16 protein-coding genes and 1 tRNA gene are annotated in these 15,752 nt (G+C 59.1%); 6 read left to right on the top strand and 11 right to left on the bottom strand.

What is annotated here, in order from left to right; genetic code table 11:
- Positions 1-61: 61 nt before the first annotated feature.
- Positions 62-820 (bottom strand): lysophospholipid acyltransferase family protein, encoded by a 759-nt coding sequence (locus ACRRQW_RS15745; protein ID WP_438482554.1) that lies wholly within the window; start codon positions 818-820, stop codon positions 62-64.
- Positions 821-825: 5 nt separating this feature from the next.
- On the opposite strand from ACRRQW_RS15745, the gene ACRRQW_RS15740 reads away from it, so the two are divergent.
- The 4 genes from ACRRQW_RS15740 to ACRRQW_RS15725 all read left to right on the top strand — a co-directional run bounded on the left by ACRRQW_RS15740 (position 826) and on the right by ACRRQW_RS15725 (position 4,894).
- Positions 826-1,386, top strand: a complete 561-nt coding sequence (locus tag ACRRQW_RS15740) for a hypothetical protein (protein WP_438482553.1) — start codon at positions 826-828, stop codon at positions 1,384-1,386.
- A gap of 61 nt (positions 1,387-1,447) precedes the next feature.
- Positions 1,448-2,938, top strand: coding sequence for a xylulokinase (gene xylB / locus ACRRQW_RS15735; protein WP_438482552.1), 1,491 nt, complete (start codon positions 1,448-1,450; stop codon positions 2,936-2,938).
- A 141-nt stretch (positions 2,939-3,079) separates the two neighbouring features.
- Positions 3,080-3,688, top strand: coding sequence for a flavin reductase family protein (locus ACRRQW_RS15730; protein ID WP_438482551.1), 609 nt, complete (start codon positions 3,080-3,082; stop codon positions 3,686-3,688).
- Positions 3,689-3,715: 27 nt separating this feature from the next.
- A complete protein-coding gene (locus tag ACRRQW_RS15725) occupies positions 3,716-4,894 on the top strand; it encodes a thiolase family protein (RefSeq protein ID WP_438482550.1) in 1,179 nt (392 codons plus the stop codon).
- 6 nt (positions 4,895-4,900) lie between these two features.
- Here ACRRQW_RS15725 and ACRRQW_RS15720 read toward each other — a convergent pair whose 3' ends face one another.
- From ACRRQW_RS15720 to ACRRQW_RS15705, 4 genes are all read right to left on the bottom strand, one after another.
- Positions 4,901-5,497, bottom strand: a complete 597-nt coding sequence (locus ACRRQW_RS15720) for a response regulator transcription factor (protein ID WP_438482549.1) — start codon at positions 5,495-5,497, stop codon at positions 4,901-4,903.
- 146 nt (positions 5,498-5,643) lie between these two features.
- Positions 5,644-5,720 (bottom strand) — tRNA-Asp (locus tag ACRRQW_RS15715).
- A gap of 578 nt (positions 5,721-6,298) precedes the next feature.
- The gene (locus ACRRQW_RS15710) at positions 6,299-6,619 is read right to left on the bottom strand and encodes a hypothetical protein (protein ID WP_438482548.1); all 321 of its coding nucleotides are present in this window, start codon (positions 6,617-6,619) and stop codon (positions 6,299-6,301) included.
- Complete coding sequence (locus ACRRQW_RS15705; RefSeq protein WP_438482547.1) at positions 6,616-7,101, bottom strand: SHOCT domain-containing protein; 486 nt, start codon at positions 7,099-7,101, stop codon at positions 6,616-6,618. Before ACRRQW_RS15705 ends, ACRRQW_RS15710 begins: the two co-directional genes overlap by 4 nt.
- A gap of 302 nt (positions 7,102-7,403) precedes the next feature.
- On the opposite strand from ACRRQW_RS15705, the gene ACRRQW_RS15700 reads away from it, so the two are divergent.
- Positions 7,404-8,183, top strand: coding sequence for an IS1 family transposase (locus ACRRQW_RS15700; protein WP_438482546.1), 780 nt, complete (start codon positions 7,404-7,406; stop codon positions 8,181-8,183).
- Between the two features lie 8 nt (positions 8,184-8,191).
- Positions 8,192-8,506: a hypothetical protein gene (locus ACRRQW_RS15695; protein ID WP_438482545.1), complete on the top strand. Its 315-nt coding sequence runs from the start codon at positions 8,192-8,194 to the stop codon at positions 8,504-8,506.
- A gap of 357 nt (positions 8,507-8,863) precedes the next feature.
- On the opposite strand, the gene ribF is transcribed toward ACRRQW_RS15695, so the two are convergent.
- The 6 genes from ribF to nusA are packed head-to-tail and all read right to left on the bottom strand — an operon-like array spanning position 8,864 to position 15,708.
- The gene (gene ribF, locus ACRRQW_RS15690; RefSeq protein WP_438482544.1) at positions 8,864-9,814 is read right to left on the bottom strand and encodes a riboflavin biosynthesis protein RibF; all 951 of its coding nucleotides are present in this window, start codon (positions 9,812-9,814) and stop codon (positions 8,864-8,866) included.
- Positions 9,811-10,539 carry a tRNA pseudouridine(55) synthase TruB gene (gene truB, locus ACRRQW_RS15685; RefSeq protein ID WP_438482543.1) on the bottom strand — a complete coding sequence of 243 codons (729 nt, stop codon included), beginning with the start codon at positions 10,537-10,539 and terminating at the stop codon, positions 9,811-9,813. The genes ribF and truB overlap by 4 nt, the downstream gene beginning before the upstream one ends.
- On the bottom strand, positions 10,536-11,534 hold the full coding sequence (locus tag ACRRQW_RS15680) for a DHH family phosphoesterase (RefSeq protein WP_438482542.1): 999 nt from the start codon (positions 11,532-11,534) through the stop codon (positions 10,536-10,538). Before ACRRQW_RS15680 ends, truB begins: the two co-directional genes overlap by 4 nt.
- On the bottom strand, positions 11,531-11,890 hold the full coding sequence (gene rbfA / locus ACRRQW_RS15675) for a 30S ribosome-binding factor RbfA (RefSeq protein WP_438482541.1): 360 nt from the start codon (positions 11,888-11,890) through the stop codon (positions 11,531-11,533). Before rbfA ends, ACRRQW_RS15680 begins: the two co-directional genes overlap by 4 nt.
- A gap of 54 nt (positions 11,891-11,944) precedes the next feature.
- Positions 11,945-14,446, bottom strand: a complete 2,502-nt coding sequence (gene infB / locus ACRRQW_RS15670) for a translation initiation factor IF-2 (RefSeq protein WP_438482540.1) — start codon at positions 14,444-14,446, stop codon at positions 11,945-11,947.
- Positions 14,447-14,481: 35 nt separating this feature from the next.
- Positions 14,482-15,708, bottom strand: coding sequence for a transcription termination factor NusA (gene nusA / locus ACRRQW_RS15665; protein ID WP_438482539.1), 1,227 nt, complete (start codon positions 15,706-15,708; stop codon positions 14,482-14,484).
- Positions 15,709-15,752: the final 44 nt, after the last annotated feature.

Raw genomic sequence — 15,752 nt, 5'->3', positions numbered from 1 at the left:
GCCTTTGATTGAAGCTTCGGCGGACGAGCCGGGCGGGCCGTTCAGTCTCGAAAAGCGCACCTTACTTCTTTTCCGGCAAATCCGGATTAACGGCGAGCAAGGCGTCGCGCACCTCTTCCGCGCTGAGCTTGGTGCCGTCCGCTTTTTTGGCGGGCAGCACCGCCGCGTGCATGATGATGCGGGAGAACGGCCACGGAATGTAAAAGCGATCCCAGCTCTTCAACCGCCACGCGCGCGTAAATTCGCCACCGAGCAACACCATCGGCGCGTGGTTGCGCCGCGTCACCACGAGCACGCCCGGCTCCACCGTGTAAAGCGGCCCGCGCGGCCCATCGGGCGTGATGCCCACGTCGTGGCCGCTGCGCATCACCTCGATCAACGCTTTGCCCGCCTCACGCCCGAAATTGCTGCTCGATCCGCGCACCGGGTAAATGCCGATCATGCGGTAAAACGCCGCAAGCCACGCACCGTCCTTGCTCGCGCTGACGAGGCCGTAAACTCGCCGCTTAAAACGGTAGCGGCGGAAAAATTCCGCCGAAAGAAACAACCGATTGTGCCATAACACGACCGCCGCTGGTTCGTCTGAATACGTCAGCAAGGCGTAGGTCTTCGGATCGACCTGAAACCGCAGCGTGCGACCCCACGTGCGCACGAGCAGCGCTGCCAGCCACAACAACAAGCGCTTGCCGCCACTCACTTCATTGATTGAAGCGTCATTCTCGGGAGTTTTGGTATCAGTTTGCAGTCCACGTTTATGCGCGGAACGACGGCCACTCGCCAAGTTAAACTTGTGCGCCCCTTCCGCATTTACGACGCTCACGCGCGATGCCGTCTTTCTTTCCGCCGTGTCCCCACCTGCCTGCGCCGCCCGATAAAATGGACGCCGGCGCGCTGTCCGCGCACGGCCCGGCACGTGACGCGGACTTTTATTTCACGGCACTCACTTACGGACATTACCTCTGGCAAAGCGGGTTCGCTGCCCGTGCCGTGCTCTCACTCGACCGCGCACTCGGCGCGGATTTGCAGGGCAACGAGGCAGTGCTGCGCGATTGGCCACTGCCCTACGCCGCGCAAGTGTGGTTTCTCGGCCACACGCCCAAAGATGTTTTCATCGGCAATCCGCGTGTGCATTTCCAACACCTCGCCGACCGGATGAACGAGCCGCGTCGCGAACAACGTCGCTGGCGCATTTGGGCGTGCTGGGGCCTCAGCCGCGTCGTGCTGCCCAATTTGCCCGACGACCCTAAACACGCCGTGCGCGAACCGACCTTCGCAGAAATCAGCGCGAATCTCGATCGATACGGTATTCCCGGTGAACGCGCACTCTGGGAAAGTGTCATCGCAATCGCCCGAGCCAGCTTCACACCCTCGGACTCCACCTCGTGACGCTCATCGGCGAATAAATGTGTAGCCATCTTCCCACTCTAAAATTTTCTCCCACTTCCCCATGAGCATCTACCTCGGCATCGACAGCGGCACGCAAAGCACCAAAGCCATCGCCCTCGACCTCGAGCGTGGCACCGTCCTCGCCGAAGCGCGCGCACCTCACTCGCTGATTGCCGGACTGCCCGCCGGCCACATGGAGCAACATCCCCAGCAATGGGCCAAAGCACTCGACACGGTCATCAAAGCGGTCGCGGCAAAGATCGACCGTTCGCGCGTGCGGGGCATCGGCGTGTCGGGACAGCAACACGGCTTCGTGCCGCTCGACCTAGACGGCAAAGTTATCCGTCCCGCCAAACTGTGGTGCGACACCAGCACGCATACCGAATGCGAACTGCTCACGCGCAAACTCGGCGGGCAAAAAGATGTCATCAAAAAAACCGGCCTGCCCTTTCTGCCCGGTTACACCGCACCGAAAATTCTTTGGCTGAAACGTCACGAGCCCGCGAATTTCAAGAAACTCCGCCACGTGCTCCTGCCACACGATTACCTGAATTTCCATCTCACGGGAAATTACTTCATGGAGCCCGGCGATGCATCCGGCACTGCGCTGCTCGACGTGCGCAAACGCAAGTGGTCGACCGACGCGCTCAACGCCATCGACAAAAACCTCGCGGACTGGCTGCCCGCGCTTTCCGGTTCGCACGAAGCCGCCGGCACATTGCGTCCCGAAATCGCTAAGCTTTATGGCTTCTCGAGCGACGTCGTGGTGAGCGCGGGCGGCGGCGACAACATGATGGGCGCGATCGGCACCGGCAATGTTACCCCCGGCGTCGTCAGCGCGAGCCTCGGCACGAGCGGCACCATTTACGCGCACAGCGAAAAGCCCGTCATCGATGCCCGCGGCGAGATCGCCGCATTCTGCTCGTCGACCGGCGGCTGGTTGCCGCTGTTGTGCACGATGAACGTCACGCTTGTAACGGAGAAAATACGCGAACTCTTCGGTGCCGATCACGCGGCGATGAATGCCGCTGTCAAAGCCGCCCCCGTCGGCGCAGGCGGCTTGATTTTGCTCCCCTACCTCGACGGCGAGCGCACCCCCAATCTCCCGAACGGTCGCGGCGTGCTTTTCGGCCTCGACCGGCACAACCTCGGCCGTGGTCATTTGCTGCGCGCGGCGATGGAAGGCGTGACGATGAACATGAATTACGGCCTGCGTCGCCTCGCCGATCTCGGAGTAAAACCCCGCGAAATCCGCGCGACCGGCGGCGGCGCCAAGTCCGCGGTGTGGCGTCAAGTGATGGCCGATATCTTCGGCGTGCCCGTCGTCGCGATGGCTGAAGACGAAGGCGCGGCACTGGGCGGCGCGTTGCAAGCCGCCTGGTGCGTCGGCTTGCGCGACGGCAAAAAGACCACTCTTGCCGCTCTCGCTAAAAACGTCGTCTCCATCGACAAATCCACGCGCTGCACGCCCAACGAGAAAAATCACACCGTCTATCGCGAACTACAGGCAAAGCACGACGCGCTTAGCCAGACAGTGCGACCGTTGTTCTGATTTTTTGAAAATGGGCGTCAGTGTCCGCACCGACGCCTTAACGCGGCCCGAGGGTGTTACCCGTGCGGAGACCGGCGACCACCAAGATTCACGCGGCATACAGCCTTTGCCTTTCACGCGGCCGTGTGTTTTCTCTGAACCATGGTTCTCGATTTTGCCGCCCTGCCCCCGCGCGACGCGTATGCGTGGATGGTTAACATCATCACGCCGCGGCCCATTGCGTGGGTTTCGACCATTTCTGCGGACGGCAAAACCAACCTCGCGCCGTTTTCTTTTTTCCAAGGCGTCTGCGCGAATCCGCCGACGCTCCTTTTCACCGGCGCGAATGACCGTCATGGCCAAAAGAAAAACACGATCGTCAACATCGAGCAAACCGGCGAGTTCGTCGTAAACGTGGTGCCGCATGCGCTGCGTGAACCGATGAATGCATCGTCAGCCACGTTGCCGTATGGCGAAAGTGAGTTTGATGCATTCTCGATTGCGCAAACACCCTCGCAACTCGTGCGTCCGCCGCGCGTGACGGCCTCGCCGATTTCCCTCGAGTGTAAACTCGACCGCATCGTGCTCGTCGGCGACGGCCCGCTCGCCGGCAACGTCGTCTTCGGTCGCATCCTGCTCGTGCACATCAACGAATCCGTGCTCAACGCGCAGGGCAAGATCGACGCCGCCAAACTCGACACCATCGGGCGCATGGGCGGCGACAGTTACGCGCGCACGACGGAGCGTTTCGAAATCGAACGCCCAGATTAAATTTTCGTTTCTCAAGCCCTCTATCCTATGAGCGAAATCGTCATCCTCGCCGCCACGCGAACTCCCATCGGCGCCTTTCAAGGCGGACTCGCCTCCGTGCCAGCGTCGCGACTCGCGGCCGCTGCAATTAAAGGCGTCGTCGCACAATCAGGCCTCGCCGCTCACGAAGTTACCGATGTCCTCATGGGCAACGTGCTGCAAGCGGGCCAAGGCCAAGCTCCCGCGCGCCAGGCGGCGATTCACGCAGGACTCTCGCCTCACGCACGTGCGGTCACGATTCACAAGGTCTGCGGTTCGGGTTTGCAGGCCGTCATGCAAGCGTCGCACGCACTGGGCGCAGGCATGGGTTCCTGTTACGTCGCCGGCGGCATGGAGAACATGTCGCAAGCGCCTTACCTGCTGCCGAAAGCGCGCGATGGTTTTCGCCTCGGTCATCAGCAAGTCACCGACTCGATCATTACCGACGGCCTCTGGGATCCTTACAACAATCTCCACATGGGCAGCTGCGCCGAGCAATGCGCGGCGAAATACCACTTCACGCGCGAGCAACAAGACGCGTTTGCCATCGAGTCGTTTAAGCGCGCCAACGCCGCGCAACAGTCCGGGCTCTTCGCGTCGGAAATTATGCCCGTCGAAATCACCGACGCCAAAGGCAACACGACGCAGTTCTCACACGACGAAGGCCCGGCCAAGGTGAAGTATGAAAAAATCCCGACGCTAAAACCCGCCTTTCAAAAAGACGGCACCATCACTCCCGCCAACGCTTCTTCCCTCAATGATGGCGCTGCCGCCGTGCTCGTCACGACCGCAGACTACGCAAAATCGCAATCGCTCAAACCCATCGCGCGGATCGTCTCGTTCGGCGGCCACGCGCAAGATCCCGTGTGGTTCACCACCGCGCCTGTGCAAGCCACGCAGGCCGCGCTTCAGTCCGCTGGCTGGTCGGTGAGCGACGTCGATTTGTGGGAAGTAAACGAAGCGTTCGCCGTCGTGCCGATGGCGTTCATGCAGGAACTCGGCGTGCCTCACGAGAAACTGAACGTTCGCGGCGGCGCCATCGCCCTCGGACACCCGATCGGCGCGAGCGGCGCGCGCATCCTGGTAACTTTAATTTCTGCACTGCGCGAACGCGGTCTCACCCGCGGCGTCGCGGCGATCTGCATCGGCGGCGGCGAAGGCCTCGCGTGCTGTGTCGAATTGCTCTGAGGCTGCTCAGCGATTCAGCAACGCCGCCACGCGTTTGCCGCTGCCGACACCGAGCTTGCGATAGATTGACGACATGTGCGTCTTCACCGTGAGCGGGCTGCGACGGAGTTCGACCGCGATTTCCGCCGTGCTCAGGCCTTCGCGTAAACGCATCGCCACTTCGCGTTCCTGATGCGACAGACGCGCGAGTAATGTCACGGAGTCGGCCGAGAGCGGTCGATTGCGATCCCCGCGCGGGCGCCGGTAATCGAGTCGGATATAAAATGCCGGCTTCGGAGCGCGTTTGCCCCGCTCGGTCGGAAAAATTTGCAGGTGAATGTGCGCATGCAGCCCGCGCTCGTGATCCGTAAGATTGGTCACAGGGTGCGCCGGGTTGCCGCGACTCCACGCATCCAACACCGTCTGACACGACGCCCAGACGGGAGCCGGCAAGGTGATCGATTTTTTATCCGCGCGTAACGCCGCCGCCGCCGCCTCGCCATGCTTCCACACGGCGCACACGTGAACAGCCTCGTTATTAAACCACAGCGGCGCGCCGGTCACATCGACCAACAACAAGCCAATCGGCACGTCCTCCAGCATCGCTTGCATAAGAGAGAGCATGCTTTTGTCGGCAAATGCGGGGGCGCGCGGCATCGTGGGCTGGAGGCTGATCAAAACCCTCGTCCGGCCAATCAAATTCCCCTGCCCGCGTCCCCGCTAAATCAATCCGTTAAAAAGCAAAAACCCCTCAAAGTGAGGGGTTTAAATGGCGGGATGGACGAGACTCGAACTCGCGACCTTCTGCGTGACAGGCAGACGCTCTAACCAACTGAGCTACCACCCCGAAATCGGGAAAGAGGTCGAAAAGTAGAAACCGACAAAGCCAAGTCAAGCGTCGTTTGGAAACGGTAGTGGCCTAATTTGAAATCCCGCTTGTAAAAGCGGTTTTTCTTATCGGGTTGGCACGGCAACTTATGGTCGATCCAGCTCTTGAATCACGGATTCGAGTTCTTTTGGAAGAAATTCCGAACTCCAACTGCAAGCCGATCCAGATGTGCACCTCATTCCTAGATGAGATGCAAAAAATTTGGCGGGTTTCCCACACGAAGCACAAAACGGCATCCATTTGTGACCCGTTATTCTGCTTTTAATAAATTTTGTCCCGCGATGGATTCTAACAATCTCAGAAAGTTCGGATCGAAGGAGTTTATTCTCATCCTCAAGATGCCTTACTTTATCGTTGAGCATCTTTATCTCTGCTTTCGCGTCCACAAGCTCGCGCTCGGTGTTAGACAGCTTAAATCGGAGAACCGAAGACTCGCCCAGCTTATCGAAAAGGCGGAACAGGAGACCAGGCTTATTAAGTGGATCCGGCACGGGGAGGATTAGTAATCCTGCCACAGTGGAGCACTCGCGGGCAAGTCACTTGTAGAGGTCGCTTCCGTAGAGCTTACGCAAAAAGTCACCGAAATCATTTTCGGTTTCAAGAACTGCCGGCTCTCCGTCGAGGGTTAATGCGACTTTGCTGAAGAACCAGCCCCGCTTTAACACGGTTATCTTCCATAATATGCCGTCCAGTTCTGCGACCATGTAAGGCAGTCCCCATCCTCCTCTGTAAACAAAGCAACGACCGCTCGTTAAACCGATTTCTACGTTAAGCTCTACAGATTTATCCCCAACCTTTCCGAACAGCGACCCCATTGCAGTCGTCTCCCCTTGAGACCTCAAATAACCAACGCTCATTTTGTAAGAACCTTTTGCTTTTGCGCTTCGAATTCCGCGTCGGTCAAAAGCCCGCGTTTTCTTAGGTCATCCAGGTTGCCCAGTTCCGAATACAGATCAGGTTTAGATTTGGTTTCCATCGTGGTTTGATTGCGTTCGTTTTTCTCAATTACGATGTCGGGACGTGTTTGGATGCGAACGCGCCTAACTTCTGGGTCATCGGCGGGCAGGACTCGGAATTCGTATTCGTAGGTTGCGAACTGACCAGGCCCGCCAATTGGCGTAGCTCTGTCGGATAGCGGTATAGCCACCTTGCCCTGCTTCTGCGCAAATTCGTTGGCGTCCGCGATTACGCCAGCCTTCAGCTTGCTGGCGTTGCCGAAGATTCCGGCGCGATCGGCGCGGGTTAAAAGGTAGGTGTCTGGCCCGAGCTGAACAACGCCAGGATTACTGCAACCCGCCAAAGCGAGCGCGACGAGAACGACGAACGATTTAGTTTTCATGCTTGGTTAACGCCAAGCTGACACGGAAAAGGCGCGGCCCAGCGCGCCCCGCCGAGGCACTGCGAAGAGCCCGAATAGAGCATCACCAAGCCGCGCCCAGTTGGGGGCGTGCATGGAAAGGGTCTCTATTCTACCCAGAAAATTCGCAGTTTTCGGCGGGTATCCTGACCAGCTAGCTGAAAGTTGTGAGGCCGTTATGCTGAGTGCTCCACTGATGGGCAAACTTTTACGCAAGAAATCAGCCAACCGTTTAAGGCGTGGCGAACCACCTCACTGACCAACTTCAAAACACAATTATCCATATGCTCTGCGAAGGTAACAGCATGCGCGGGATTCACCGCATGACCGGCGTCCATCGGGATACCATCATGCGGCTTGGCGTGCGCGTCGGCGAAGCCTGCCAGCAGATGATGCATGAAGAGATGCGCCAGCTTCGTTGCCGTTTCTTGGAGGTGGATGAGATGTGGGGGTTTATCGGCAAGAAGCAGAAGAACGTCACCGAACAGGAAACCGATTTTCGTGGCGACGTTTGGACTTACATTGCGCTCGATGCGGAAACCAAGCTCGTGCCCTGCTTCGCTGCCGGTAAGCGGGACTGGGCGACGACCACCAGCTTCATGTCAGACCTTGCCAGTCGCGTCATTGACCGCGTGCAGCTTTCGACCGACGGGATGAATCAATACCTAGCGGTCATCGAAGAAGAGTTCGGCGACGGCGTGGACTACGGCCAAATCGTTAAGGTCATGTCTGGCCCGCAATACACGCCGGAGCGCAAATACAGCCAGCCCTACGTCATGGCGGTCGATAAGCGTTCAGTGCTGGGCAGTCCCGACATGGAGCAGGTCTGCACATCGCACGTTGAGAAAGCAAACCACACGCTGCGCATGCATAACCGCCGGCTGGCGCGCCTCACGAATGCGTTCTCGAAGAAGATCGAGCATTTCCGCGCATCCCTCGGCCTAGCTTTCGCCTACTACAATTTTGTCCGCGTCCACGGGGCACTGCGAGTGACGCCAGCAATGGCGGCTGGCGTCACTACTCGCATCTGGGAAGTCTCAGACCTCGTCGGGTTGTCCGAATAATTACCCCAATGAACTACATCACAGAATTACAACGCGTTATCCGCGCACTTCACGGCACAGAGTCGCGTCGCACAAGCACCGTCCATGTTACAGAAAAATTTGACGGCAAGATCGTATGGGATGGGAAAGTCGAAGTCTTCGAACTGCTCAACCACCCGAAGACCAAGACGGCCTACGCTTGGGCCTATCTCGACAAGGACAACCGCCAGCAATCAGTCGCAGTTCTTCACATGCCTCCGGTTGAATCCGCACGCCATGCCGTTAGAGCGGCGATTGCCTCACGACTTTTGGCAGCTTCTTCCCCCACTGCGCCGCGATCCTAACCAACGGCGACACCCGCTTCCCTCTCTTTATCCGACAATGCAAACGCTTCTTTTTAATCGGCCGATACAGCCAAGCCTTAGCGCCCCGCGGATCAATCGGCGCATCGCTGAATCGGTAGTAGCTCCGGCTGGGCGTCGGCTCTGCGTTCAACGGCAGTGGTTTCGCCTTAGCCTTCCTGACCTCGCCAGGGTGCTGCGCGGCAAACACGCCTGCCGGCCTGCAAGCAATCACGCCCCGACGTTCACCCAATTTCGCCCGAATCGCCTCCATTCTTTCCTCTTTCGTCATGCTCCCCATCAATCACCCTCACTCTCATGAACAACCGAGAATCCAAATTAGGCCACTACCTTGGAAACTTATGTGGACTTGTTTTTGAGAAAGAAATCCACGGCGTTTGCGCGATCTAAGGCAATCTGAGCACGCAACTCGTCAATGCCACCAAACTTAAGCTCGGGCCGCAGGAAATGCATCCAGTTCACCGTGACGGCATCGCCATAAGTCGCGAGCACCTTCCCCAACAGATGCACCTCAAGCAATGGCGAGGCCGTGGTTTCAACTGTCGGCCTGACGCCATAATTCGCGACGCCTTCGCCCGTTTCGCCATCAGCGTTAGTAACCGTAACCGCATACACGCCGTAGCGCGGTCGCAACTCCGGTTCCCACGCCAGGTTCAAAGTCGGAAACCCAATCGTGCGGCCCAACTGGCGTCCCGGCTGCACCGTGCCGCTCGAAAAATACGAGTAGCCGAGCAACGCGTTCGCTTCCGTCATCTCGCCCGCCGCCAGCAATTCCCGGATACGCGAGCTGCTGATCGCCGCGCCGTTGTGTTTTAAACCAGGCGCACTGAAAACGCTGAGACCGTGCTTCTGGCCTTCCTCGACGAGCAATTTCACATTGCCGAGTCGTTCGCGGCCAAAGCGCCAGTTCTCGCCCACATAAATCGCCGCCAGATTTGGCAGGGCGCCTTTGAGAAACCCGACAAACGCATGCGCCTCGGTCTGCGCGTAATCGCGCGTGAAATTCTGCTCGATGATAAAATCGATGCCCATGCCGCCCAACATCTGACGCTTGATCGCCGGTGACATGATGAGCTTCGTTGCATTTTCAGGACGAAACAGTGCGCTCGGGTGCGGCCAAAAAGTTAATACGCCCGCCAGCCCGCCGCTGCGTCGCGCGGAGTGGATGGCGGCTTCGATCACCGATTGGTGCCCGAGATGCACGCCGTCAAACATGCCAATCGCCAGATGCAACGGTCGCGCCGGCAACGTGACGCGGTCGAGTCCGTCGAACTGGAGCGGCGCGCTCACTGCACGATACGCGGCGCGGCTTCGTAAGTGGGAATGAGCCGCTGTTCGATTTCCTTGAGGGACATCGCCTCGATCTGTTCGAGCGTGACGCATTGGGCGATGAGGAATTTCCCGCTGCCCGTGCGCCGCAACGCCGACAGATGCGCACCGCACCCGAGTTTGTCGCCGAGATCTTTCGCTACGGTGCGCACGTAGGTTCCCTTCGTGCAGTGCAGATCAAACGTGATTTTCGGCGAAGCGAATGACAGCAAATCAAACTTCGCTACACGGATGAAACGCGGTTCACGTTCGATTTCCTCGCCCTTGTGCGCGAGTTTGTAGAGCGGCACGCCGTTCTTCTTAATCGCAGAGTGCATCGGTGGCGTCTGGTATTGATCGCCGAGAAACGTCTTCATCGTCTCGCGCACTTGTGCCTCGGTGAGTTCAGGCACGGGATTCGTCACGAGCACTTCTCCCTCCGCATCTTGAGAGTCGGTCACGACCCCGAGCGTCGCCTCACCTTCGTAGATTTTGTCCACGCTCATCAGGTATTGCGAAAGCTTGGTGGCCTTGCCGATGAGCATCACGAGCACGCCGGTCGCCATCGGGTCAAGCGTGCCGGCGTGACCGATGCGTTTGATCTGCAATTTGCGGCGCAGGCGATAAACCACATCGTGCGAGGTCAGGCCTTTCGGCTTGTCGACCAACAGCACGCCTTCGATTTCTTTGACGGCTTGAAGACTCATTTTTTAGCGGCATCCACTTCGGCCAGCCGTCGCGTGAACGCGGCGACAAGTTTCGGATAGAAATTGGAAAGTGTATCAGGATAATTCAGGCCGGCGGCGCTCGCGTGGCCACCGCCATTGAACTCGGCGGCGACTTGATCAATGCGGTATTCGCTGCTCTTAGCGCGCAGGCTGGCCTTAATCGTGCCGGGACGTTCTTCGATGAGCGCACCGATTTCCACGCCATCAACCGAGCGCGCGTAGTCGACGAGGCCTTCCGTGTCCTCGACGGTCGCGCCGAGTTTCTCGAAAATGCCCTCGGGCAACACGCCGATGCACACGCGCCCGTCGCACTCGAGTTTCAACGAATTGAGGTAGTGCTGAAGCAGTTTCAGTTTGCCCGGTGCTTCGCGCTCATAGAGTTCCATGCCGGCTTGCGCGGGATTCGCGCCACGTTCGACGAGATCCGCGCAAATGCGAAACACGCGCTCCGAGGTGGACGGGAAACGGAACTGACCGGTGTCAGTAAGAATGCCCGTGTAAAGCGCCTGCGCCGTAATCGCGTCGATCGGCAAATCGGCATCGATAAATAGCCCGGCGAGCACTTCCGCCGTCGCCGCCGAGGACGTGTCGACGAAGTTACGTTTCGCAAAGCCCGGATTCGACACGTGGTGATCAAAACACGCGGCTGGATGCGGATACATCGCCTGCATCTTGTCGCCCGCGCGGCCGTGGTCAGCGCAATCGGTGAACACGGCGGTTTTGCTTTCCGGGGAAATTTCGTCGCGGCGAAAAAACGGCGTATCGCCCACGAGAAACTTGATTCGACGCGGCACCGGATCCGGGTTGATGCAAACAGCGTCGATGCCTTGGGCCCGCAGCACGCGGCACAACGCTACTTGGGAGCCGATGCAATCGCCGTCGGGACGCATGTGGCCGATGACCACCACGCTCTGGCCGGCCAGTTCATCCATCAACACGGCGAAACGCCCGGCGAATTTCGCGTAATGGCTCACGGCTGCGGCTTCTGCTTTTCCTTCTCATCGATTTCGCCGAGCAACTGTTCGATGCGCAACGCGCGCGGCGCGTGGTTGTCGTGGACAAACGCGAGCGTCGGCACGTGACGTAGAATCACATGTTTCGCGATGGTCTCGCGAATTTCCTGACGCTTCGAAAGCAGCCATTTGCCCGTCTTTTCGACGTCGGCGTTTTTATCCAAGACCGAAAAATAAATCTTCGCCTCGCGCAAATCGCCGGTGATTTCCACCGAGGTAATCGTAATGCCGACGGCCTCGCTGCTGTAGCGCTTGTGCAGATAACCGCTGACTTCGCGTTGCAGCAGTTCGTTGACGCGGAGAAGTCGGTTACTCATGGCGGAGATCGGGCAGACGGGATGGAACCGCGGGCCGGGAAATAGTGGTTAAGATCAGAGCTGAGCCCTGACCTTTTGGATTTCGAAACACTCGATGCGATCGCCCGGCTGGTAGCCGTCGAAGCCGTCGAGACGAATACCGCACTCGAGGCCAGCACGGACTTCGTTGGCATCGTCCTTGAAACGACGCAGCGTGCCGACCTTGCCTTCGTAAATGGATTCCTTGCCGCGGCGGACGCGGGCCGTGGTGCCGCGGTTGACCTTGCCTTCGGTGACGAGACAGCCCGCCACGAAACCTTTCGCGACCGGGAAAACCTGACGGACTTCGGCGCCGCCGAGTTTGTTTTCCTTGAGATCAGGATCGAGCAGGTCGGCCATCAACTCTTTCACGCGATCAGCGAGTTCGTAGATGATGGAGAAACTTTCGATCGTGACGCCGTGGTGCTTCGCGAGCGCGGTGACGCCGTTTTCCTGCTTCGTGTTGAAGCCGATGAGCACCGCTTTCGAAGCGCTCGCCATGAGAACATCGTTCTTGCTGAGCACACCGACATCGCCCGCGACGACATCGAGGGAAACCTTGTTGCTCTTGATGCCTTCGAGGACGTTCTTCACGGCTTCGAGGGAACCGAACACGTCGGACTTGATGACGACGCGCAACGTCTTGGCCTGAGTGGCCGCGATGTTCGCGAACAGCGCATCGATGGAAATATCCTTCGGAGCCGCGTCGTCTGTGACGGTGGTTTTCTTAAGCAGATCTTCCGCTTCTTCGGCGAGATTTTCAGCATCGCGCGCGTTTTTCGCGGAAATGAATTTCGCGCCGGAATCCGGCGCGCCCGACCAGCCAATGACGCGCACCGGCGTCGCGGGCGGAGCTTCTTTAATATTTTTGCCTTCGTCGTCGAACATCGCGCGCACCTTCGCCCAATGCGGGCCGCACACGATGGCGTCGCCGACGCGCAACGTGCCGCGTTGCACAATGACGGTAGCAAGCGGGCCGCGGCCCACATCGACTTGCGATTCGATGACCACGCCGCTGGCTTCCGCCTTCGGGTTGGCCTTGAGCTCCAACACGTCGGCTTGGAGCAAAATCATTTCGAGCAACTCAGTAATGCCCTGGCCTTTGATGGCGGCGACGGGAACCGTCACGGTTTCCCCACCCCAGTCTTCCGGAGCGATCTGGCGTTCCTGCATCTGCTGCTTTACGCGTTCGATGTTGGCGCCCTTCACGTCCATCTTATTGACGGCAACCATGAGGCTGACCTTCGCTTCCTGCGCATGCTTCAGTGCTTCGTCGGTTTGCGGCATGAAGCCGTCGTCCGCCGCCACTACGAGCACCGCGATATCGGTGACCTGAGCGCCGCGAGCGCGCATCTTGGTGAACGCCGCGTGACCGGGCGTGTCGAGGAAAGTGATTTTGCGGCCGTTGTGTTCGACCTGATACGCACCGATATGCTGCGTGATGCCGCCGGCTTCGCCTGCGGCAACGTTCGCTTTGCGAATGGCGTCGAGCAGCGAGGTTTTGCCGTGATCGACGTGACCCATGATGACGACTACCGGAGGACGCGTCGCGAGATTCTTTAGGTCTTCTTCGCGGGCTTTTTCTTCCTTGTTGATCTTCGCTTTCTCAGCGGAAACGACCGGCACGACCGGCGTCGCGACCCGATGTTTGATGTCGAGGAGGAATCCGTGTTTATCAGCGAGCTTGGTCGCGACGGCTTCGTCGATCGACTGGTTCATCGACGCGAAAATGCTCATCTCCATCAGTTCGGAGATCAGCTTGAAAGGCTTCAGCCCGAGCGCGACGGCGAAGTCACGCACGATGATCGGCGGCTTCAGGTGGATAATTTTTACGCCACCTTCTTCAGTCACCGTGATGCTCGAAGCACTCGGGATCGGCGGCGTGGTCGCACTGCGCGGCGGCAACACTGGAGGAGTTGCGGGAGCGCGCGGCGGCAAAGCCGGCGTGGCCAACGGGGCTTTTGCAACCGGCACCGGCGTAACGGGTGCCGTCGGCGGAGACTTCGGAGCCTGCGGCGCAGGCGCGGAACTCGGAGCGAACGAAGGCGTAGCCGGAGCCGGACGTGGCACCGCAGGGACCGACGGCGCAAAACGCGGCGGCGGCAAAGGAGATTTGACCGCGGGGGCCGGCGGCAATTTCGGCGCGACCGGAGCCGGCATCACCATCACGGGCGGCGGTGGCGGCGGATTCGCGGCAGCGCGCGCGGCGGCGGCGGCTTTAACCGCTTCTTCTTTCTCACGCACGATGTCTTGCGCAGATTTCACGAAGACGCCGGCGGGCAACTTCACTTGTGAAGGCTCGGAGGCGACTTGCGCAGGCGTCGGCGCCGTGGCTTCCACGACTGGAGTTGACGGCGCAGCCGCAGGCGCGGCGGCCTTGCCATACTTTTTCTCGATCTCGTCGTTGTAGATTTTGCTGACGGTGCTCGATACTGACTTCGTGTCCGCGGAGACATAGCCCTGCTCTTTGAGCCAGGACAGCATTTCCTTGGGCTCAACGTTGTAGTGCTTGGCGATCTCGTGGATGCGGGAACTCATTCAGTTAATGTAAGGCGTGCGAGGAGCGTAATTGCTCAGGAACCGGAAACTTTGGAAATAATGTCGGCGGCTTCCTCGGCCGTGAAGCCGGTGTCCACCAAGTCGTTCGCTTCGACGCTTTCGAAAGCGCCGGGCGAGTTGATGCCGTTCGTGACGAGACGCTCGGCGATGGCTTTGTCGAAACCGTAGGTGCTGACGAGCAGGCCGATGGCTTGCGCGCGTGGATCGGAGGCGACGACTTTGAATTCTTCGATGTCGAGGCGCCAGCCCACGAGACGGGACGTGAGGCGGGCGTTCTGGCCCTTGCGACCGATGGCGACCGCTAGGTCATCGTTGATCACGCGGACGAGGACGCGCTTGTTGCGTTCATCGAGCACGATCTCACGCGGCACGGCCGGCTTGAGCGCTTCGATGAGCATTTCCTTCGTGTCGGCGTGATAAGGAATGATGTCGATCTTCTCGCCGCCGAGTTCGCGCACGATGCTCTTCACGCGCGCGCCACGGGCGCCGACGCAAGCACCGACCGGATCGACTTTCGGGTCGGTCGAGGTGACGGCGATCTTGGTGCGATAACCCGGCTCGCGGGCAAAGGCTTCGATCTTGACCGTGCCGTCGGCGATCTCGGTGACTTCGAGTTCGAAGAGGCGGCGGACAAATTTCGGGCTCGCGCGGCTGAGAATGATTTCAGGGCCACGGCTGCCGTTTTCGATTTCGAGCAGGATGCAGCGAATGCGTTCGCCGGGTGCGTATTCTTCGCCGGGAACCTGTTCCTTGCCCGGCATGACGGCTTCCGCCTTGCCGAGATCGATGAAGAGATCGTTGCGTTCGCGACGGCGCACGGTGCCGCTCACGATGTCGCCCACGGAATCCTTAAAGTCGTCGTAGATGCGTTCCTTCTCGAACTGACGCAGCTTTTGCATGATCGCCTGACGGGCAGTCTGCGCCGCGATGCGACCAAGATAGGACGGATCAATTTCCTTTTCGATCGTGTCGCCCACCAGAACGCCGGCTTTGAAAACCTGCGCTTTCTCAACGTGGATCTGCAATTTCGGATCCGACACGGAATCAACCACCTTCAACACCGACCACGCCTTCAGCTGGCCGTTCTTCGGGCTGATTTCAATCTTGAGCTCTTGCCCGGCACTCACGCCTTTCAACGCAGCGGTTTTGATCGCATTGACGATGGCGGAGATCATATCGGCACGGGGGATGCCTTTCTCCTTCTCCATGTATTCGAGGACGGACAGAATTTCGCTGCTCATGATAGGTTTGGATTAATGGGAAAAAAAAAGCGGACCCGAGGGGC

This window comes from Oleiharenicola lentus (assembly GCF_051660365.1).
GTDB classification, from domain to species: domain Bacteria; phylum Verrucomicrobiota; class Verrucomicrobiia; order Opitutales; family Opitutaceae; genus Lacunisphaera; species Lacunisphaera lenta_A.
The sequence above is the reverse complement of the archived record's forward strand: the minus strand, read 5'-3'. Positions and strand labels throughout refer to the sequence as shown.